Genomic DNA, 20,823 nt, shown 5'->3' on the forward strand with positions numbered 1-20,823 from the left:
CAAATCTCCCTAAACTTTACAGCAAACCGGCATGCTTCAACGCTGCGGTGACAACCTTAGTACCGTTTTCGGTAATCGGGGTCATCGGCAGGCGTAGCGTATCGGTCGCCACAAGACCCAACGCCTTACATGCCCATTTGACCGGGATAGGGTTGGGTTCGACAAATAATTTTGTATGCAACGGCATCAGACGCTGATTAATCGCCCGAGCTTCGGCGAATTGGCCAGCCAGAGCCAATCGGCACATTTCAGCCATTTCGCGCGCCGCAACGTTTGTGGTTACGGAAATCACGCCGTGACCGCCAAGCTGCATAAAGTCCATTCCGGTCGCGTCATCGCCGCTCAGCAGAATAAAGTCATCTGAAACCAGCTCTTTGATCTGATGAACGCGACTTAAGTTCCCCGTCGCTTCCTTAATACCGATAATATTTTTAACTTCCGCCAGACGACCGACGGTTTCCGGCAACATATCGCAGCCGGTACGGGACGGCACATTATACAGGATTTGCGGCAGGTCAGTATGTTCTGCAATAGCTTTAAAGTGTTGGAACAGACCTTCCTGGGTCGGACGGTTGTAATAAGGCGTAACCGTCAGGCAGCCAACCACACCGCTATTGTTAAACCGCTTGGTCAGGCTAATCGCCTCTGCGGTTGCATTTGCACCGGTACCCGCGATAACCGGGATGCGTCCGTCAGCCAGCTCCAGCGTCTGCATAACTACGTCACCATGCTCTTCATGGCTCAATGTTGCGGACTCTCCGGTAGTGCCTACCGAAACGATCGCCGAGGTACCGCTGGCGACATGGTAATCAATCAGTTTTTTCAGGCTTGACCGGCAGACGTTACCGTTTTCATCCATCGGCGTGATAAGCGCTACAATACTTCCCGTAAACATGGGCCATCCTCAGAGCAGAAGTGGGACAAGATTCTCAATGTTACGTTTGGTGCTGCAATAAAAGCAAGAGACCCGATGCCATCAGGGATGTTGTATGCCGGTTTTTTTTATGCTTTCCTAATGTTACCTCACCTTTTTAAAGGAAGAACAGGTTTGACAGCCTCATTACAACACTATCTGGTTATTACCGCGTTGGGTGCTGATCGCCCTGGCATCGTGAATACAATCACTCGCCACGTCAGCAGCTGCGGCTGTAATATCGAAGACAGCCGGCTGGCCATGCTTGGTGACGAGTTTACGTTTATCATGCTGCTCTCCGGCTCGTGGAATGCGATTAACCTGATTGAATCGACTCTGCCGCTGAAAGGTGCCGAGCTTGATCTGCTGATCGTAATGAAGCGTACAACCGCAAGGCCGCATCAGGCGATGCAAAACACCGTCTGGGTTCAGGTTGAGGTGCCGGATTCGCCGCATATTATTGAGCGATTTACTGCCCTGTGCGATACGTGGAAAATGAACATTGCCGAGCTGGTCTCCCGCACCCAACCGGGAGCGAACGACGATTCAGCGCAGCTTTTTATCCAAATCACCGCCCATAGCCCGACTACGCAAAATGCATCAAATATCGAACAAGCGTTCAAAGCCCTATGTACAGAACTGAATGCACAAGGCAGTATTAACATCGTTAATTATTCACAGCATGATGAACAGGATGGAGTTTGAGTAATGAACCCACTGAAAGCCGGTGACATTGCACCGAAATTTAGCTTACCAGACCAGGACGGCGAGGAAGTAAATTTGACCGACTTCCAGGGACAGCGTGTTCTGGTTTATTTTTACCCGAAAGCCATGACCCCGGGCTGCACCGTACAAGCGTGCGGTTTACGCGATAATATGGACGACCTGAAAAAAGCAGGCGTTGAAGTACTGGGTATCAGTACTGATAAACCAGAAAAACTCTCCCGCTTCGCCGAAAAGGAGCTGCTGAACTTTACTTTGCTGTCTGACGAGAATCATCAGGTATGCGAACAGTTTGGCATCTGGGGTGAAAAAACGTTTATGGGGAAAACCTATGACGGTATTCACCGTACGAGCTTCCTCATCGATGCCGACGGCAAAATCGAACATGTGTTTGATGATTTCAAAACCAGCAATCACCACGACGTGGTGCTGAACTGGCTGAAAGAAAACGCCTGACGCACAGACAAACGCAAGACGCCGGGTCGGTTTCAAACCACCCGGCGTCTTTTTTTGCCGCTCATCAGTAAGCGTTGCGCTAATTCTCTTCTTCTGCTTCTTCCACTATCAGGCCATCCGGCCAGGCATGCACCACCGCTTTGATTAGCGTCGCCAGTGGAATCGCGAAGAACACGCCCCAGAATCCCCACAGGCCACCGAAGATAACCACCGACAGAATAATCACCAGCGGGTGCAGGTTAACGGCTTCGGAGAACAGCACCGGCACCAGCAGGTTGCCATCCAGCCCCTGAATAATCAGGTAAACCGCGAACAGGCTCCAGAATTCGGTGCCCGCGCCAAACTGAAACAGCGCCACGCCGACCACAGGAATGGTAACCACAAAAGCGCCAATGTAGGGAATCAGTACTGAAAACCCAACCAGCACCGCCAACAACAATGAATAGTTAAGCCCGAAAAGGATAAAACCGATCCACGTCGCCACGCCGACGACGATCATCTCCAGCACCTTACCGCGAATATAGTTGGTAATTTGCTGGTTCATCTCTTTCCACACCTGCCCTGCCAGTCCGCGATTGCGCGGCAGCACACGGCGCACGGCGTTAAGCATCTGCTCTTTGTCTTTCAGCAGAAAGAAAACCATCAGCGGCACCAATACCAGATAGACAGCCAAAGTCAGCAGCCCGACCAGCGAGGCAAGCGAATATTTCACTACCGAATCACCGACGGTTAACATCCGCCCGCGCATATTCTCCGCCATGGCGTCGATAATTCCGGCATCCATTAAGGCCGGATAGCGGCGCGGCACCGTCGCGGCAAAATCAGAAAGTTTGTTCAGCATCCCCGGCATATCACGAATCAGATAAATGCCCTGCTGCCAGGCAACCGGCATCACCACAAACGCCATCAATAGCAGAATGCCGACGAACAGAATCAGTACCACCGAGGTGGCCCAGGTACGAGAAAAACCGATACGCTCCAGCCTGACCGTTGGCCATTCAAGCAGATAGGCCAGCACGATGGACACTAATAGAGGTGCCAGCAGGCCGCTGAAGAAAAACATAATGCCGAAACCGGCCAGCAAAATGACCAGCAGCGCTATCGCCTCCGGATCGCTGAACCGACGGCGGTACCACTGCATTAACATCTGAAGCATAAAACCCTTCCCTGAAGAGCAAAGCTGTAACAATCTCGGGAATTGTATCGAAATGTCACAAAAAAGACTTCGCTTTTTATGGGTAAAACCACAAACATTAATGACCGGGTGAATATGATATTTGCAACGCCGCTAACGACGGCTAAACTCGCTGAACTTGCTTGCGGTCAGGGAACATTACGCCGCACAATCGGTCAAACTGGCACACCTACATTACAGGATTGAGGTTATGTTCAGGCAGTTGAAGAAAACGCTGGTGGCAACCGTCATAGCGTCGCTGACGCTGGGTTCGATATTACCTGCTTTTGCCGACTCCGCAGACACCCTGCCGGACATGGGCACCTCCGCAGGAAGCACGCTCTCCATTGGCCAGGAAATGCAGATGGGGGATTACTACGTACGCCAGCTGCGCGGCAGCGCACCGCTAATCAATGACCCGCTGCTGGTGCAATACATTAACGGCTTAGGTATGCGTCTGGTTTCGCACGCCAATTCAGTGCGAACGCCGTTCCACTTTTATCTAATCAATAACGATCAAATTAACGCCTTTGCATTCTTCGGCGGTAACGTTGTGCTGCACTCGGCCCTTTTCCGCTATTCCGATAACGAAAGCGAGCTGGCGTCGGTCATGGCGCACGAAATTTCTCACGTCACCCAGCGCCACCTTGCCCGCGCGATGGAAGACCAAAAGCGTAACGCTCCGCTGACCTGGGTCGGCGCGCTGGGATCGATTCTTCTGGCGATGGCAAGTCCGCAGGCCGGGATGGCGGCGCTCACCGGGACCCTGGCGGGAACCCAGCAGGGAATGATCAGCTTTACCCGGCAAAACGAAGAAGAGGCCGACCGCATTGGTATTCAGGTTCTTCAGCGTTCTGGTTTCGATCCGCAGGCGATGCCGGCATTTATGGGCAAGCTGCTTGATGAATCGCGCTACTCTACTCGTCCGCCGGAAATGCTGCTGACGCACCCCCTGCCGGAAAGCCGTCTGTCCGACGCCCGCAACCGCGCAAACCAGATGCGCCCGGTCGTCGTCCAGTCCTCAGCTGACTTCTATCTGGCGAAAGCCCGTACGCTTGGCATGTACACCTCCGGCGACAACAAGCTGGGCAATGATCTGCTAAGCAGCTGGGAGAAAGGTAATATCCGCGAACAGCATGCTGCACAATACGGTCGCGCCCTGTTGGCGATGGGTAATAACAATTACGATCTGGCGCGCAAAACGCTGCAACCGCTGCTGAGTGCCGATTCGCAAAATGCCTGGTATCTTGACCTGGCAACCGATATTGACCTTGGGCAGAAGAAAGCGACAGAGGCGATTAATCGCCTGAAAAGTGCCCGTGAGCTGCGAACCAATCCGGTGCTGCAATTAAACCTTGCCAACGCCTTGCTGGAAGGCGGGCAACCGGCGGAAGCGGCGAATATCCTTAATCGCTACACTTTTAATTATAAAGATGACATCAACGGCTGGGATTTACTGGCGCAAGCGGAAGCCAAGCTGGGCAACCGCGATCAGGAGCTGGCGGCGCGGGCCGAAGGCATGGCGCTGGTTGGCCGACTCGATCAGGCCATAACGCTGCTCAGCAGCGCCAGCTCGCAGGTGAAATTAGGCAGTTTGCAACAGGCTCGCTACGATGCGCGCATCGATCAGCTGCGCCAGCTGCAAGAACGCTTCAAACCGTACCAGAAAATGTAAGGAGATCTCATGTCCGATACGGTCAAAATCTATCACAACCCTCGCTGCTCCAAGAGTCGCGACACATTAAGCCTGCTGAAAGCCAACGGCATCGATCCTGAGGTGGTGCTCTATCTGGAGACGCCGCCGGACGCCGCTACGCTGCGTCAGCTGCTGAAGATGTTGGGGATGGCCAGCGCTCGTGAATTGATGCGCCAGAAAGAAGATCTGTATAAATCGCTGGATCTCGCTAACCCACAGCTTAGCGAAGATGCGCTAATCCAGGCGATGATCGACAATCCAAAGCTGATTGAACGGCCTATCGTAGTGAGCCACGGCGAAGCAAGAATCGGCCGCCCACCTGAGCAAGTTCTGGAAATTGTCAGCTAAAAGCAACGCCGTAACGGATTTGAACGTTGCGGCGCAGCCTAAAGCTTCAGGATTTCTTTCACGAACGGGATCGTCAATTTGCGCTGAGCGGTAATCGAGGCGTGATCGAGCTGATCGAGAGTCATAAACAGCGAGCGCATTTCGCGATCCAGCCGCTTAAGTAGAAAACGACACACATCTTCCGGCATCTCGAAACCGCGCAATCTGGCACGCAGCTGCAGTGCCTGAAGCTTATCTTCATCTGATAGCGGCTGCAGCTTGTAGATTTGCCCCCAATCGAGGCGCGATGCCAGATCCGCCAGCCCCAGTTTGAGCTGGCGCGGAGGCCGATCGCCGGTAATCAGCAAGCGGGTTTTGCCCGATTCAAGGATCCGGTTATAGAGATCGAAGATCGCCATTTCCCACAGTTCATCGCCCGCCACGCATTCAATATTATCGATGCAAACCAGCGATAGCTGCTCCATTCCGTCCAGCACTTCTGGCACAAACCACGTCCGTTTATCCAAGGGAACGTAGCCCACCGCGTCGCCACGTTGGGAGAGTTCCGCGCAGGCGGCGTGCAATAAATGGCTGCGCCCCGCCCCTTCGCGTGACCAGATATAGATGTATCCGCTATGTTCCTGCCGCAGCACGTTCTGGAGGGCAGCAAGAAGAGAAGGATTATCGCCCGGCCAGAAACTCGCGAAAGTTTCATCATCGGGAAGATACAGTGGCAAAGAGAGCTGTGCCGGTGCGTTCAGATGGACCTCAACATAGGCTTTCAGAAAAACGCGAAGAGTTTAGCACACAAATAGGTAAGGAGAGAACCGGGCGGGATCGCCGCCCGGTATAAGGATCAATGTTTCGCTTCTTCGCTGTCCGCCGCGTCGAGAACAACCTCTTCCGGGCGCAGAACGCTGATCAGTTTGAAGATCAGGCTCAGGCAGATACCCACGATGGTCGCCAGCGCCATACCTTTCAATTCTGCGGCACCAATATGCACCTTCGCACCGCTAACGCCGATAATCAGGATAACGGAGGTCAGAATCAGGTTCTGCGCTTTGTTGTAATCCACTTTTGATTCAATCAGCACGCGAATACCCGACGCGCCGATCACGCCGTACAGCAGCAGAGACACGCCGCCCATGACCGGTAGCGGAATGATCTGGATTGCTGCCGCCAGCTTGCCAACGCAGGAGAGCAGAATCGCAATAATCGCCGCCCCGCCGATAACCCAGGTACTGTAAACGCGGGTAATCGCCATCACGCCGATATTCTCACCGTAGGTGGTGTTTGGCGTCGAGCCAAAAAAGCCCGAGATAACGGTCGAAAACCCGTTAGCAAACATCGAGCGATGCAGGCCCGGATCGCGGAGCAGATCTTTTTTGACGATATTCGCCGTCACGACTAAGTGCCCAACGTGCTCGGCGATGACGACCAGCGCGGCAGGCAGAATGGTGAAAATCGCAAACCATTCAAAGCGCGGCGTGTAGAAGGTCGGCAGCGCGAACCAGTGAGCCTCGGCGATTGGCGTGGTATCGACCGCGCCCATTACAAAAGAGAGCGCGTAGCCCACCAGTACGCCGATTAAAATCGGGATAATCGCCAGGAAACCGCGGAACAGTACCGAACCGAATACCGTCACGCCCAGCGTCACCATCGAAATGATAATAGTCCTGGTATCTGGAGCTTGCCCGTCCGCAGGTAGCAGTCCGGCCATGTTCGCCGCAACGCCCGCCAGCTCCAGCCCGATAACCGCAACAATCGCGCCCATCGCCGCCGGGGGGAACATCACATCCAGCCAGCCGGTACCGGCTTTTTTGACAATAAAAGAGACGATGCAAAACAGCACGCCGCACATGATAAAGCCGCCGAGGGCAACTTCGTAGCCCAGCGGCAACAACAGCAGTACCGGGGAAATAAAGGCAAAGCTCGATCCAAGGTAAGCCGGGATTTTGCCTTTGCAGATGAAAAGATATAACAGCGTTCCGATGCCGTTAAACAGCAGTACCGTGGCCGGGTTGATATGAAACAGAACGGGCACCAGTACCGTTGCGCCAAACATGGCGAACAGGTGTTGCAAACTAAGCGGGATTGTCTGTAAAAGCGGCGGTCTTTCACTCACCCCGATAGCACGGCGCGTCATGGCATTTTCCTCTGAGAGTCGTTTGTTGGTTGTTGTTGGTGTGTTTTATTCAAAAAAAAGCCGACTATCAAAGTCGGCTTTTTCTACTTCATCATTTATTTCGTACCAAAAATCTTATCGCCGGCATCGCCGAGCCCCGGAATAATGTATCCGTGCTCGTTAAGCCCCTGGTCAATTGATGCGGTGTACATTTCCACATCCGGATGCGCTTTCTCCAGCGCGGCGATACCTTCCGGCGCGGCCACCAGAACCAGCACCTTAATGCTGGTGCAGCCCGCTTTTTTCAGCAGGTCGATAGTAGCGATCATTGAACCGCCGGTTGCCAGCATCGGGTCAACTACCAGCGCCATACGTTCGTCAATATTGGACACCAGCTTCTGGAAGTAAGGAACCGGCTCGAGGGTTTCTTCGTCACGATAGATGCCCACGACGCTGATACGTGCGCTCGGCACGTGCTCAAGCACGCCTTCCATCATTCCCAGACCTGCGCGCAGGATCGGCACAACGGTAATTTTCTTACCTTTGATTTGCTCGACTTCTACCGGACCGTTCCAGCCTTCGATGGTGACTTTCTCGGTCGCCAGATCGGCAGTGGCTTCATAAGTCAGTAAGCTGCCCACTTCTGAGGCGAGTTCACGGAAGCGTTTGGTGCTGATGTCGTGCTCGCGCATCAGGCCCAGCTTGTGTTTGACGAGTGGGTGTTTCACTTCCACGATCTTCATTCTCTTTCTCCTCTGAGGGGCAGCCACAAAAAAAATCGCCGGATTATACCGCCTTTTACCTTTTACGCCATAGCCGATATGTTTGACCGGGATCAACCAAAATGCTTTACGCTGCCTGAGCCAGTATAAGACAAAATAAAAAAACCCCGCGAACGCGGGGCTGGATGGGGCTTTGCGGCAATTTACAGCTTTTCGCCGTTGCTGCCGATAACTTGCTGATACCAGGCAAAAGATTTCTTGCGGCTACGCTCAAGCGTACCGTTGCCTTCATTGTCTTTATCAACATAGATAAAGCCGTAGCGTTTTTTCATCTCGCCAGTGCCCGCCGAGACCAGGTCGATACAGCCCCACGGGGTGTAACCCATCAGGTCAACGCCGTCTTCAACAACTGCTTTTTTCATCTCGGCAATATGCGCAGAGAGGTAGTCGATACGATATTGGTCATCCACCGAGCCATCAGCCTCGCGCACGTCGATAGCGCCAAAACCATTCTCGACGATAAACAGCGGCAGCTGGTAGTGATCCCAGAACCAGTTCAGGGAGTAGCGCAGCCTGACCGGGTCAATCTGCCAGCCCCAGTCCGACTTCTGCACGTACGGATTGGAAACCAGGCTGGTGGTTTCATCATAATCCAGCTGCGGATTATCCTCGGTCGCTTTGGTGGCGAACGACATATAGTAACTAAAGCCGATATAGTCGACGCAGCCCTGAGTCAGCGCCACGCGATCTTCTTCTGTAATATCCAGCGCAAAACCGCGACGTTCGAAGTAGTTCAGCAGGTGCTGAGGATATTTGCCGCGCACGTGAACATCAGTGAACCAGTAGCGACGATGCATGGCGTTCATCGCCATCATCATATCGTTGGGCGCACAGCTCAGCGGGTAAATCGGGCACATGGCGATCATGCAGCCAATCTGCAATGTCGGATTAATTTCGCGAGCGGCTTTAACCGCCAGTGCGCTGGCGACCAGCTCATAGTGCGCCGCCTGGTACATGACCGGCTCGCGGTCTTCTCCCGGCTGATACTTCAGTCCGGAGTTAGTAAATGGCGCAAAATCTTCGTGGAAGTTCGCCTGGTTGTTGATCTCGTTAAAGGTCATCCAGTACTTCACTTTATGCTGATAGCGGGTAAACACGACCTGCGCAAAGCGAACGAAGAAATCAATCAGCTTACGGTTACGCCAGCCGCCATATTCCGTCACCAGGTGGTACGGCATTTCGAAGTGGGAGAGCGTAATCACCGGTTCGATGCCGTGCTTTAGGCACTCATCAAAGAGATCGTCGTAAAACTGCAGTCCGGCTTCGTTCGGTTCCAGCTCATCGCCCAGTGGAAAGATACGCGTCCAGGCAATTGAGGTACGGAAGCATTTAAAGCCCATTTCGGCAAACAGCTGAATGTCATCTTTATAGCGATGGTAAAAATCAATCGCCTCATGATTGGGGTAGTTTTTCCCCGGCTGCACGCCATCGGTGATTTCACGCGGTACTCCATGCGCGCCTGCGGTCATCACATCGGCGACGCTGGCGCCTTTACCGCCCTCTTTCCAGCCGCCTTCCAGCTGATGCGCTGCGACCGCACCGCCCCACAGAAAACCTTCTTTGAATCCAGACATGTTCTCTCCCTATCTATGCGCAGTCGCCGCTATGCGACCGATATTGCTGATTGAAATGGTAAACAGCGCCAATCAGCCCGGCGTCGTTGCCGTGGCTGACGGTGTCGATATAGTCCGCAATGCCAAACCAGGCCAGATGTTCGCGCAGCAGCGCCAGAAAGCCCGGTCGTTCAACGATCCCGCCGCCGATTAAAATCGTTTGCGGGTCGAACACGTTGACGAGGTTATAAAGCCCGGTGCCGAGACCGTTAAAAAATTCGGAAACCAGACGCCGACAGGTGGCGTCGCCCGCATCGTAGTGGTCAAAAATTTCTTCACCGGTCACTTCATCTAGCGCTTTACCGATATGTTCAGCATAGCGATGCCGCAGAACGCGCAGTGTGCAGTTTTCATTCATCGAGTAGCGCCGCACGTCGCGGGTGCCGGGACGCGCCGTTTGCATATAGCCAAATTCACCGGCGCGAAAACGCGCGCCATGCACCAGTTGGTTATTACAGAAAATCGCTCCGCCGATACCGGTGCCAATGGTCAGAACCAGGAAATTAGCCATTTCTGCGGCTTTGCCCTGCCAGCGCTCGGCCAACAGCACACAGTTAGCGTCATTTTCAATGGCGACCGGCAAACGCACTTGCCCTTCGAGCCAGGTTTTAATGGCGAAATTATCGAATTTACGGATGGCACCGCCCATTTCGATAAAGCCAGTGTGCGGATTCACATAACCGGGAGCGCTGATAGCCACCCCTTCACATTCTGGATGAGCTGCAATCCACGCCAGCATCGCCTGCAGAATCTGGTCGCCATCGCTGTCGCTTATCGACCGTTTACCTTTATCCAACAGCGCGCCTTCTCGGGTCATTACGCCCATTTTTAACGCCGTGCCACCAATATCAAATGCGGCAATTTTCATCCTCAACTCCCTAACTAAATCCCACCCAACTCACGGTTTATCTGTTATTGATAAAAAAGAAACCGGTTTCATTAGCATGATGGTGATTCCCTGACCCAGTGGCAAGCAGAAGAATGTACCCGGTTTCATTTTCGTGAACAGTATCAAATTTGCGCACATAGCAACTGTTTTACGTCGACTGCAAAGCAGGCTCGCAAACGTTTGCTTTCCCTGTTAGAATTGCGCCGTTTTTTATTGCTACCGCAAACGCGTGGAGACTTCGCAGTGACCGATAAAACCTCTCTCAGCTATAAAGATGCCGGCGTAGATATTGATGCAGGCAACGCTCTCGTCGACCGTATTAAGGGCGTGGTGAAGAAAACCCGTCGCCCGGAAGTGATGGGTGGACTGGGCGGATTCGGCGCACTGTGCGCATTGCCGCAGAAGTACCGCGAGCCGGTGCTGGTTTCTGGTACTGACGGCGTCGGCACCAAGCTGCGTCTGGCGATGGATCTAAAGCGTCACGACACCATCGGTATCGATCTGGTCGCCATGTGCGTGAATGACCTGGTCGTTCAGGGCGCTGAGCCGCTGTTCTTCCTGGATTACTACGCGACCGGGAAACTGGATGTGGATACCGCAGCCAGCGTGATCAGCGGTATCGCCGAAGGTTGCTTACAGTCCGGATGCTCGCTGGTCGGCGGCGAAACGGCGGAAATGCCGGGTATGTATCATGGCGAAGATTACGACGTGGCGGGTTTCTGCGTCGGCGTGGTAGAAAAATCAGAAATTATCGACGGCAGCAAAGTGGCCGATGGCGATGTGCTGGTGGCTCTGGCCTCCAGCGGCCCGCACTCTAACGGTTACTCTCTGGTGCGTAAAATTATCGAAGTGAGCGGCGTTGACCCGCAAACTACCGACCTCAACGGTAAGTCGTTGGCGGATCACCTGCTGGCCCCGACCCGCATCTATGTGAAATCCATTCTCGACCTGATTGCTAACGTTGACGTTCACGCCATCGCCCACCTGACTGGCGGCGGCTTCTGGGAAAATATCCCGCGCGTTCTGCCGGACAACACTCAGGCAGTCATCGATGAGTCTTCATGGCAGTGGCCGGAAGTGTTCAACTGGCTGCAAACTGCCGGTAACGTCAGCAGCCATGAGATGTATCGTACCTTTAACTGCGGCGTGGGCATGGTTATCGCCCTCCCTGCTGAAGCTGCGGACAAAGCCATCACCTTCCTGAATGAGAAAGGTGAAAAGGCGTGGAAAATGGGTTATATCAAAGCCTCTGATTCCGAACAGCGTGTGGTCATTGAATGAAAAACATCGTGGTGCTGATTTCCGGTAACGGCAGTAATTTGCAGGCCATTATTGACGCCTGCGCCCGGAAAAAAATCAACGGCACCCTGCGAGCAGTCTTCAGCAATAAGGCCGATGCGTTCGGCCTTGAGCGCGCGCGTGAGGCCAATATTCCGGCTCATGCGCTCACCGCCAGCGAGTTCGCTAATCGTGAAGCTTTCGATCGCGAACTGATGCATGAGATTGACGCTTATGCGCCGGATCTGGTGGTACTGGCCGGCTATATGCGCATTCTCAGCCCGGCGTTTGTCACTCACTATCATGGGCGCCTGCTGAATATCCACCCTTCCCTGCTGCCAAAATATCCGGGCCTGCACACTCATCGCCAGGCGCTGGAAAATGGCGACGAGGAACATGGGACATCAGTGCATTTCGTTACCGACGAACTGGATGGCGGGCCGGTAATACTTCAGGCGAAGGTACCCGTTTTCGCCGAAGATACCGAAGATGAGATCACCGCTCGCGTCCAGGCTCAGGAGCATGATATCTATCCGCTGGTGGTCTGTTGGTTTGTCGATGGTCGTCTGCGTACCGATGGCAAAGAAGCCTGGCTCGACGAAATAAAGCTACCGCCCCAGGGCTACGCCGCTGAAGAATAACCCATCGCCCTGCGTTTTATCCATGCGGGGCTTTTTTTTGATTAAAATCGTTTAACAATCAATCATGTCGAAGAAATAGTTCTTCTTACTGTCATATTGTTGTGACACAGTGAATCGCTATGCGGAAAATTTCGTCATAATAGTCTATGTCCTGTGAGTAAAACGGAGTGTGAGTTGTAATGGGCCAGGAAAAGCTATACATCGAAAAAGAACTCAGCTGGTTGTCCTTTAACGAGCGCGTACTTCAGGAAGCGGCGGACAAAAGCAATCCGCTGATTGAACGCATGCGTTTTTTAGGAATTTACTCCAACAACCTCGATGAATTTTATAAAGTGCGGTTCGCCGAGCTTAAGCGCCGCATCATCATCAGCGAAGAGCAAGGCAGTACCGCCCACTCTCGTCACCTGCTAGGCAAAATCCAGGCTCGTGTACTAAAGGCCGATCAGGAATTTGATGGTCTGTATAACGAGCTGCTGCTGGAAATGGCGCGTAACCAGATTTTTCTGATTAACGAGCGTCAACTCTCCGTCAACCAGCAGTCCTGGCTGCGAAATTACTTCAAGCTCTATCTTCGCCAGCACATTTCGCCGATCCTGATTAATCGTGAAACGGATTTGGTGCAATTTCTGAAGGATGATTACACCTATCTGGCGGTAGAGATCATCCGCGGGGATACTATCAATTACGCGCTGTTAGAAATTCCGTCAGATAAGGTTCCCCGTTTTGTGAACCTGCCGCCAGAAGCGCCTCGCCGCCGTAAGCCAATGATCCTGCTGGATAACATTCTGCGCTACTGCCTGGATGATATCTTTAAAGGCTTCTTCGATTACGACGCGCTGAATGCCTACTCGATGAAAATGACCCGTGATGCCGAATATGATTTGGTGCACGAGATGGAATCGAGCCTAATGGAACTGATGTCCTCCAGTCTGAAGCAGCGCCTGACCGCAGAACCGGTACGTTTTGTCTATCAGCGCGATATGCCTGACGCAATGGTCGAAATGCTGCGCGATAAGCTCTCTATCTCCAACTACGACTCCATGCTGCCGGGTGGACGCTACCACAACTTTAAAGACTTTATCGGCTTCCCAAATGTTGGCAAAGCCAATCTGGTCAACAAGCCGATGCCGCGCCTGCGTCATTTGTGGTTCGATAAGTTCCGCAACGGATTTGACGCGATTCGCGAACGCGACGTGCTGCTCTATTATCCGTACCACACCTTTGAACACGTGCTCGAACTGCTGCGTCAGGCCTCTTTCGACCCGAACGTATTGGCTATCAAAATCAACATTTACCGCGTGGCTAAAGATTCGCGGATTATTGATTCCATGATCCATGCCGCTCACAACGGCAAGAAAGTCACCGTGGTGGTAGAACTGCAGGCACGTTTCGACGAAGCGGCCAATATTCATTGGGCCAAACGTCTGACCGAAGCCGGCGTGCACGTTATCTTCTCGGCGCCTGGGCTGAAAATTCACGCCAAACTGTTCCTCGTTTCCCGTAAAGAGGGTGATGAAGTTGTGCGCTATGCGCATATCGGTACCGGCAACTTCAACGAAAAAACTGCGCGTCTTTACACCGACTATTCGTTACTGACCGCCGATGCGCGCATCACTAATGAAGTTCGTCGGGTATTTAACTTTATCGAAAACCCATACCGTCCGGTCAGCTTCGATTATCTGTTGGTTTCACCGCAGAACTCCCGCCGCCTGCTGTATGAAATGATCGACCGTGAAATCGCTAACGCGCAGAATGGTCTGCCTTGCGGAATTTCCCTGAAGCTGAACAACCTGGTCGATAAAGGCCTGGTCGATCGCCTGTACGCTGCGTCAAGCTCCGGCGTGCCGGTTAATCTGCTGATTCGCGGCATGTGTTCTCTGATCCCTGGACTGGAAGGCATCAGCGACAATATTCGCGTAACCAGTATCGTTGACCGCTTCCTTGAGCATGACCGCGTCTATTTCTTTGAAAATGGCGGCGATAAGCAGGTTTGGTTATCGTCTGCGGACTGGATGACGCGTAATATCGATTATCGTATTGAGGTCGCCGCGCCGCTGCTGGATCCAAGACTAAAACAGCGCGTGCTGGATATTTTCGATCTCTTGTTCAACGATACGGTCAAAGCACGCTATCTTGATAAAGAACTGAGTAATCGCTACGTGCCGCGCGGCAATCGCCGTAAAGTACGCGCGCAAACGGCGATTTACGACTATCTCAAATCACTCGAACAGCCCGACTAACCTATGCCAATAAACGAAAAAACCCCTCGGCCACAGGAGTTTGCTGCGGTCGACCTTGGTTCGAACAGTTTTCATATGGTGATCGCCCGCGTCGTTGACGGGGCAATGCAGATCATCGGTCGCCTTAAACAGCGGGTGCATCTGGCCGATGGTCTGGATGAAAACTCTGTGCTGAGCGAAGAGGCCATTACGCGCGGGCTGAACTGCCTGTCGCTATTTGCTGAACGCCTGCAGGGTTTTCCCCCCTCCAGCGTCTGCATCGTCGGGACGCACACGTTACGCCAGGCAGTAAACGCTGCTGAGTTCCTCAAGCGCGCAGAAAAGGTTATCCCCTATCCGATAGAGATAATCCCTGGCAACGAAGAAGCGCGCCTGATTTTTATGGGTGTTGAGCACACGCAGCCAGAGCGAGGCCGTAAACTGGTTATCGATATCGGCGGCGGCTCTACCGAGTTGGTTATTGGCGAGGATTTCGAACCTCGCCTGGTGGAAAGCCGCCGCATGGGCTGTGTGAGCTTTTCCCAGGTCTATTTCCCTGGCGGTATTATCAGCAAAGAGAATTTCCAGCGCGCGCGCCTGTCGGCGGTACAGAAACTGGAAACGCTGGCCTGGCAGTTCCGCATTCAGGGCTGGAACGTCGCCCTCGGTGCCTCCGGCACTATTAAAGCTGCTCATGAAGTGCTGGTCGCTATGGGCGAGAAAGACGGCTTTATTACCCCTGAACGCCTCGAAATGCTGGTCGAAGAGCTGCTGAAATATAAAAATTTCGACTCTCTTAGCCTGCCAGGGCTTTCTGAAGACCGAAAAGCCGTTTTCGCGCCAGGCCTGGCTATTCTCTGCGGCGTGTTCGATGCGCTGGCGATTAAGGAACTGCGCCTGTCCGACGGTGCGCTGCGCGAAGGCGTCCTCTACGAAATGGAAGGACGTTTCCGCCATCAGGATATTCGTAGCCGCACCGCGCAAAGCCTGGCTAACCAGTACAATATCGACCGCGAACAGGCGCGTCGGGTGCTGGAGACAACCACGCATATGTTTGAGCAGTGGCAGGAGCAGAACCCTAAGCTTGCCAACCCACATCTCGCGGCGCTACTGAAGTGGGCCACCATGCTGCACGAAGTCGGCTTAAACATTAACCATAGCGGCATGCATCGTCACTCGGCTTATATCCTGCAAAACAGCGACTTACCGGGTTTTAATCAGGAACAGCAAATGCTGATGGCAACGCTGGTTCGCTATCACCGCAAAGCGATTAAGCTGGATGATTTACCGCGCTTTACGCTGTTTAAGAAAAAGCAGTTTCTACCGCTTATCCAGCTCCTGCGCCTTGGCGTGCTGCTGAATAATCAGCGTCAGGCAACGACAACGCCGCCGACCTTAACGCTGAAGACCGAGGCTAACCACTGGACGCTGGTTTTCCCCCATGACTGGTTCAGTCAAAATGCGCTGGTACTGCTCGATCTGGAAAAAGAGCAAGAGTATTGGGAAGGCGTTCCGGACTGGTGGCTGAAGATTAGCGAAGAAGAACAGCCTGATATAGCGCCTTAATCCACCTCATATGGGCCGGACTGACCGGCCCATTCAATGATGTTCAACCGTCGGCAAGTCGCTCAAGCGGTGCGGGTTTACCGATATCGTAGCCCTGCATATAATCGATTCCCAGCGAAATCACCGCCTGACGAATCTCCGCCGTTTCAACATATTCCGCCACCACCTGCATATTTTTCATTCGCGCCAGAAGACAAATAGATGCGACAGCCTGATAGTCCAGGCTACTGGTCACCAGATTACGAATAAAGCTACCGTCTATTTTCAGCAGATCAGCATTCATTGTTTTCAGCCGCGCATAGCTGGCATAACCGGTACCAAAGTCATCAATGGCCACGCGACAGCCCATATCCTGCAAGTGCGCCAGGGTTTGTCGCGCCTGCTCAGGATTGGTCAGCGAATGGTTCTCGGTCAACTCAAAAATAATCTGCCAGGGTTCGATGTCATAACGTTCCAGCAGCGCTTTTACCTGATCATGAAAATGGCTATTACTCACTGAAAAAGGCGAGATATTAATCGCCAGGCGCATCCCCGGCAGCTTCTTGCGCTGCTTGTCCATAAAGATGAGCGTATGCTCCAGAACCCAGCTATCAATGCGCGCCGAGAGGCCAAACTCATGCGCTACCGGTAAAAAAACGTCCGGCATGATTATCTTATCGCTGTCATCCAGCATTCGAAGTAAGACTTCATGATAACTATCACCACGAATGCCAACGATCGGTTGCGCCATCAGAAGGAATTTATCCTGTTCTAACGCCTTCACCAGCTGGTTCATTATCGTGACCTTGTCTTTCAACTCTTGCTGCAAATTGATAGCGCCGCGGCGCTGCAAGTTTTCCGGACTCCCGGTCGCCAGCGAAAGATCGGCCGCACTGTTGAGCTCACCAAGCAGCAAATGTAGATGAATCACCGGGGAGCGAACGTTGCAATAGCTAAGGAAGGTGCGAACAAGTCCCTGATATGAGATCATGTTTGTCATCTGGAGCCATGGAACAGGGTTCATCATGAGTCATCAACTTACCTTCGCCGACAGTGAATTCAGCAGTAAGCGCCGTCAGACCAGAAAAGAGATTTTCTTGTCCCGTATGGAGCAGATTCTGCCATGGCAAAACATGGTGGAAGTCATCGAGCCGTTTTACCCCAAGGCTGGTAATGGCCGGCGACCTTATCCGCTGGAAACCATGCTACGCATTCACTGCATGCAGCATTGGTACAACCTGAGCGATGGCGCGATGGAAGATGCTCTGTACGAAATCGCCTCCATGCGTCGGTTTGCCCGGTTATCCCTGGATAGCGCCTTGCCTGACCGCACCACCATCATGAATTTCCGCCACCTGCTGGAGCAGCATCAACTGGCCCGCCAATTGTTCAAGACCATCAATCGCTGGCTGGCCGAAGCAGGCGTCATGATGACTCAAGGCACCTTGGTCGATGCCACCATCATTGAGGCACCCAGCTCGACCAAGAACAAAGAGCAGCAACGCGATCCGGAGATGCATCAGACCAAGAAAGGCAATCAGTGGCACTTTGGCATGAAGGCCCACATTGGTGTCGATGCCAAGAGTGGCCTGACCCACAGCCTAGTCACCACCGCGGCCAACGAGCATGACCTCAATCAGCTGGGTAATCTGCTGCATGGAGAGGAGCAATTTGTCTCAGCCGATGCCGGCTACCAAGGGGCGCCACAGCGCGAGGAGCTGGCCGAGGTGGATGTGGACTGGCTGATCGCCGAGCGCCCCGGCAAGGTAAGAACCTTGAAACAGCATCCACGCAAGAACAAAACGGCCATCAACATCGAATACATGAAAGCCAGCATCCGGGCCAAGGTGGAGCACCCATTTCGCATCATCAAGCGACAGTTCGGCTTCGTGAAAGCCAGATACAAGGGGTTGCTGAAAAACGATAACCAACTGGCGATGTTATTCACGCTGGCCAACCTGTTTCGGGCGGACCAAATGATACGTCAGTGGGAGAGATCTCACTAAAAACTGGGGATAACGCCTTAAATGGCGAAGAAACGGTCTAAATAGGCTGATTCAAGGCATTTACGGGAGAAAAAATCGGCTCAAACATGAAGAAATGAAATGACTGAGTCAGCCGAGAAGAATTTCCCCGCTTATTCGCACCTTCCTTAGTTATCAGTGAGAACAGGCGATTGATATAAATCAAAAAATCACGCAGCAAATATTAATAAAGCTTATTTTTTAGCATTCAAACGCCATAAACAGAAAGCATGTAAATACGACAATCATCTTATATAACATTAATTAATGTTTTGACCGTCGGATTTTTACATCCGCATCAATTGACCCCACCGCTTTACTGTGCCTTAATACGCATATCGCCCGCCCTGCGGGTATACTTCAAGGAACCTTTTGTGAGTCAGGCACCCAGTATGCGTAAACGACATCGATTTAACCGTCGCATGACCCGTATCGTACTGCTAATCAGCTTTATCTTCTTTTTCGGACGTTTTGTCTACTCCTCTATCGGCGCCTGGCATCATCATCAGGACAAGAAACAATCGCAGCAATCAACCATCACCGTTGAGCCTTCAGGTTCAGCAAAAGCGCCTGAGCAGAAGTAAACACTCAACATCCTTAGTGACGAATCACGACCAGTACACCCGCCATCACCAACAGCGTGCCCGCTATTTGCGCCAGCGAAATGGGTTCCCCCAGTAACCACCAGCTAAAGAATATTGTCAGCATCGGTCCCAGAAGACCAATCAGGACGGCGCGCTCGGCACCAATGCGCTGCACGGCCGCCGACTGCCAGAAGATCGGTAATACGGTTGAGAAGAGCGCCATCGCGCCACACCATAGGTATACCTGCCACGGTAGGTTAAGCACGGATAACGGTTGCGCAATATAAAAATGGGTTTGCGTGGCAAAGGATGAAACCAGCAAGGCAAGAACAGAGAATTTCATCGACCCCATACGCCTGATTGCCGCCTCTGACCCGGCATTATAAATGGCATACAGTAGGGCCGCGGCGGCAACCAGACCGCCACCGAGAGCCAGGCTATGCATATCGCCACTAATCTGCAGATCGTGGACAAACGCCAGCAGAATTCCCGACCAGGAAAGCGCTAAGGCCAGGAGTACCTTTTTTTCAAAACGCTTACCCAAAAACAGGACGCCCATCAGAATAGTGAGCGCCGGGTAGGTAAATAAGATCAGACGTTCAAGCCCGGCAGTAATATAGCGCAGCCCCATAAAATCCAGGATCGCCGAACCGTAATATCCCACTATTCCCAGCAACAGTAGCAGTAGATAATCACGACGCTGTAGAGGACTGCCGCTACGCAGCCCCCGTAGAGCAATCAGGATAACGAAAGGTAACGATAGGGTCATCCGCAGCATGAGCAAAGTGATGGCATCGACCGTTGCCTGCTCATAGGCAAGCTTGACAAATATTGCCTTAAACGAGAAACCAAAAGCCGCGCACACGGAAAATAGCACGCCGACCAGTTGTGAAGATGGCGTTTTATTCATCCTGATACCGTGCGACCTGTTGCAATAAAGCTATCTGTCGCCACATCTCCAGCGAGTTTGAATACATAGGGAAATGTCCGCAATACGGAATTTCTGCCAGCGTTACACCACGGCGGGCAATAGAAGATAAATAGCTCAGGCTGGCATTCTGGTCGCCGTACATAAACATTTTTGGACACGGTAAATTGAGGAATTTCGCCATTAGCTCACCGTGGTCAGAATAATCCACCATCGAAGAGAAAATCCCCGGCACCGCCTCAGCACGAACCTTCTGCCGCAGGTTGCTGGCATAGAGCGCGCTGGCCCAGGCTGGCGAGTGGCGAGTGCGTTCAATAAAACGCGCGAAGAAACGTTCCGCGTCCGACTCAGCATATTGCAGAATTTGTCGGCTCAAAAAGCAGTCTTCCGGCGCGATATTGCCCTCAATATTCACAAAACTTAGCACTCGCTCGGGAAAAGCGTGCGCCAGCAGAAGCGACGTTAATCCTCCCATTGAATGCCCGACCAGGTGAAACTGAGTAAACCCCGCATGGGAAATCACCTTCAACGCCGTCTCAAGCAGGAAGGGTAACCCCATCTTGCTATAATCGGCACATTGACTCTCACCACAGCCGGGTGCATCCCAGGCAATAAACGGCTGACCCTCAAAGGCTTGATGGCGCACGAAATCAGCATAATCTTCCTTGCTGGAGCCAAAACCGTGAAGAAAAACCACCGGCTCCCCTGCTCCTTCGCGGCTAATGGACGCGATATCAAGCTCAACGCCCTGTACCGTCATCGGCAAACGCTGCTGGGTAAACTCCGACTGCATGCTCATCATATCCTCATTGCTCATCATTCCCGGGCAGAGATAATAACTAGCCATATTGATATGTAAATTCTTATAAAATAAACTCTGTGATACGAATTTATTAACAGAATACC

At 52.7% G+C, this 20,823-nt stretch carries 19 protein-coding genes and 1 pseudogene; 10 read left to right on the forward strand and 10 right to left on the reverse strand.

What is annotated here, in order from left to right:
• Positions 1–16: 16 nt before the first annotated feature.
• The gene (gene dapA, locus HV127_RS28290; protein WP_112215492.1) at positions 17–895 is read right to left on the reverse strand and encodes a 4-hydroxy-tetrahydrodipicolinate synthase; all 879 of its coding nucleotides are present in this window, start codon (positions 893–895) and stop codon (positions 17–19) included.
• A gap of 153 nt (positions 896–1,048) precedes the next feature.
• Here dapA and HV127_RS28295 point away from each other — a divergent pair, with 153 nt between their 5' ends.
• Both HV127_RS28295 and bcp read left to right on the forward strand, forming a co-directional pair.
• Entirely contained in the window at positions 1,049–1,618 is a 570-nt protein-coding gene (locus tag HV127_RS28295; RefSeq protein ID WP_167492732.1) for a glycine cleavage system transcriptional repressor, read from the forward strand.
• 3 nt (positions 1,619–1,621) lie between these two features.
• Positions 1,622–2,092, forward strand: a complete 471-nt coding sequence (gene bcp, locus HV127_RS28300; RefSeq protein ID WP_112215491.1) for a thioredoxin-dependent thiol peroxidase — start codon at positions 1,622–1,624, stop codon at positions 2,090–2,092.
• Positions 2,093–2,171: 79 nt separating this feature from the next.
• On the opposite strand, the gene HV127_RS28305 is transcribed toward bcp, so the two are convergent.
• Positions 2,172–3,248, reverse strand: a complete 1,077-nt coding sequence (locus tag HV127_RS28305) for an AI-2E family transporter (protein WP_182240296.1) — start codon at positions 3,246–3,248, stop codon at positions 2,172–2,174.
• Positions 3,249–3,477: 229 nt separating this feature from the next.
• On the opposite strand from HV127_RS28305, the gene bepA reads away from it, so the two are divergent.
• Positions 3,478–4,941: a beta-barrel assembly-enhancing protease gene (bepA, locus tag HV127_RS28310; RefSeq protein ID WP_182240298.1), complete on the forward strand. Its 1,464-nt coding sequence runs from the start codon at positions 3,478–3,480 to the stop codon at positions 4,939–4,941.
• A 9-nt stretch (positions 4,942–4,950) separates the two neighbouring features.
• Positions 4,951–5,310, forward strand: coding sequence for an arsenate reductase (glutaredoxin) (gene arsC / locus HV127_RS28315; protein WP_110272144.1), 360 nt, complete (start codon positions 4,951–4,953; stop codon positions 5,308–5,310).
• Positions 5,311–5,348: 38 nt separating this feature from the next.
• Here the strand turns inward: arsC and HV127_RS28320 are convergent, their stop codons facing one another.
• The 5 genes from HV127_RS28320 to bglK form a co-directional block, all read right to left on the reverse strand.
• Positions 5,349–6,050, reverse strand: a complete 702-nt coding sequence (locus HV127_RS28320; RefSeq protein ID WP_220022280.1) for a DnaA inactivator Hda — start codon at positions 6,048–6,050, stop codon at positions 5,349–5,351.
• A gap of 95 nt (positions 6,051–6,145) precedes the next feature.
• On the reverse strand, positions 6,146–7,435 hold the full coding sequence (uraA, locus tag HV127_RS28325; RefSeq protein ID WP_110272142.1) for a uracil permease: 1,290 nt from the start codon (positions 7,433–7,435) through the stop codon (positions 6,146–6,148).
• 95 nt (positions 7,436–7,530) lie between these two features.
• Positions 7,531–8,157, reverse strand: coding sequence for a uracil phosphoribosyltransferase (gene upp, locus HV127_RS28330; RefSeq protein ID WP_110272141.1), 627 nt, complete (start codon positions 8,155–8,157; stop codon positions 7,531–7,533).
• Positions 8,158–8,339: 182 nt separating this feature from the next.
• Positions 8,340–9,770, reverse strand: coding sequence for a 6-phospho-beta-glucosidase (locus HV127_RS28335; RefSeq protein ID WP_182240300.1), 1,431 nt, complete (start codon positions 9,768–9,770; stop codon positions 8,340–8,342).
• A 13-nt stretch (positions 9,771–9,783) separates the two neighbouring features.
• A complete protein-coding gene (bglK, locus tag HV127_RS28340) occupies positions 9,784–10,677 on the reverse strand; it encodes a beta-glucoside kinase BglK (protein ID WP_182240302.1) in 894 nt (297 codons plus the stop codon).
• Positions 10,678–10,941: 264 nt separating this feature from the next.
• On the opposite strand from bglK, the gene purM reads away from it, so the two are divergent.
• The 4 genes from purM (at position 10,942) to ppx (ending at position 16,402) form a co-directional block, all read left to right on the forward strand.
• Positions 10,942–11,979: a phosphoribosylformylglycinamidine cyclo-ligase gene (purM, locus tag HV127_RS28345; protein ID WP_182240304.1), complete on the forward strand. Its 1,038-nt coding sequence runs from the start codon at positions 10,942–10,944 to the stop codon at positions 11,977–11,979.
• Positions 11,976–12,617 carry a phosphoribosylglycinamide formyltransferase gene (purN, locus tag HV127_RS28350; RefSeq protein ID WP_182240306.1) on the forward strand — a complete coding sequence of 214 codons (642 nt, stop codon included), beginning with the start codon at positions 11,976–11,978 and terminating at the stop codon, positions 12,615–12,617. The genes purM and purN overlap by 4 nt, the downstream gene beginning before the upstream one ends.
• A gap of 179 nt (positions 12,618–12,796) precedes the next feature.
• Entirely contained in the window at positions 12,797–14,857 is a 2,061-nt protein-coding gene (ppk1, locus tag HV127_RS28355) for a polyphosphate kinase 1 (protein WP_110272135.1), read from the forward strand.
• A gap of 3 nt (positions 14,858–14,860) precedes the next feature.
• Positions 14,861–16,402, forward strand: a complete 1,542-nt coding sequence (gene ppx / locus HV127_RS28360) for an exopolyphosphatase (protein ID WP_182240308.1) — start codon at positions 14,861–14,863, stop codon at positions 16,400–16,402.
• 43 nt (positions 16,403–16,445) lie between these two features.
• Here ppx and HV127_RS28365 read toward each other — a convergent pair.
• A pseudogene (locus tag HV127_RS28365) lies at positions 16,446–17,336 on the reverse strand (EAL domain-containing protein); the annotation flags it as partial.
• Positions 17,337–17,406: 70 nt separating this feature from the next.
• Between HV127_RS28365 and HV127_RS28370 the strand changes: the two are divergent.
• Together HV127_RS28370 and HV127_RS28375 are read left to right on the forward strand one after the other, a co-directional pair.
• Positions 17,407–18,387: an IS5-like element IS5 family transposase gene (locus HV127_RS28370; RefSeq protein ID WP_042934497.1), complete on the forward strand. Its 981-nt coding sequence runs from the start codon at positions 17,407–17,409 to the stop codon at positions 18,385–18,387.
• A gap of 410 nt (positions 18,388–18,797) precedes the next feature.
• Positions 18,798–18,989 carry a YfgG family protein gene (locus tag HV127_RS28375; protein ID WP_182207662.1) on the forward strand — a complete coding sequence of 64 codons (192 nt, stop codon included), beginning with the start codon at positions 18,798–18,800 and terminating at the stop codon, positions 18,987–18,989.
• 13 nt (positions 18,990–19,002) lie between these two features.
• On the opposite strand, the gene HV127_RS28380 is transcribed toward HV127_RS28375, so the two are convergent.
• Both HV127_RS28380 and HV127_RS28385 read right to left on the reverse strand, forming a co-directional pair.
• The gene (locus HV127_RS28380; RefSeq protein ID WP_182240310.1) at positions 19,003–19,899 is read right to left on the reverse strand and encodes a DMT family transporter; all 897 of its coding nucleotides are present in this window, start codon (positions 19,897–19,899) and stop codon (positions 19,003–19,005) included.
• The gene (locus tag HV127_RS28385; protein ID WP_228725754.1) at positions 19,892–20,764 is read right to left on the reverse strand and encodes an alpha/beta hydrolase; all 873 of its coding nucleotides are present in this window, start codon (positions 20,762–20,764) and stop codon (positions 19,892–19,894) included. Before HV127_RS28385 ends, HV127_RS28380 begins: the two co-directional genes overlap by 8 nt.
• Between the last annotated feature and the right edge of the window lie 59 nt (positions 20,765–20,823).

This window comes from Klebsiella sp. RHBSTW-00215 (assembly GCF_014103785.1).
GTDB lineage: Bacteria > Pseudomonadota > Gammaproteobacteria > Enterobacterales > Enterobacteriaceae > Klebsiella.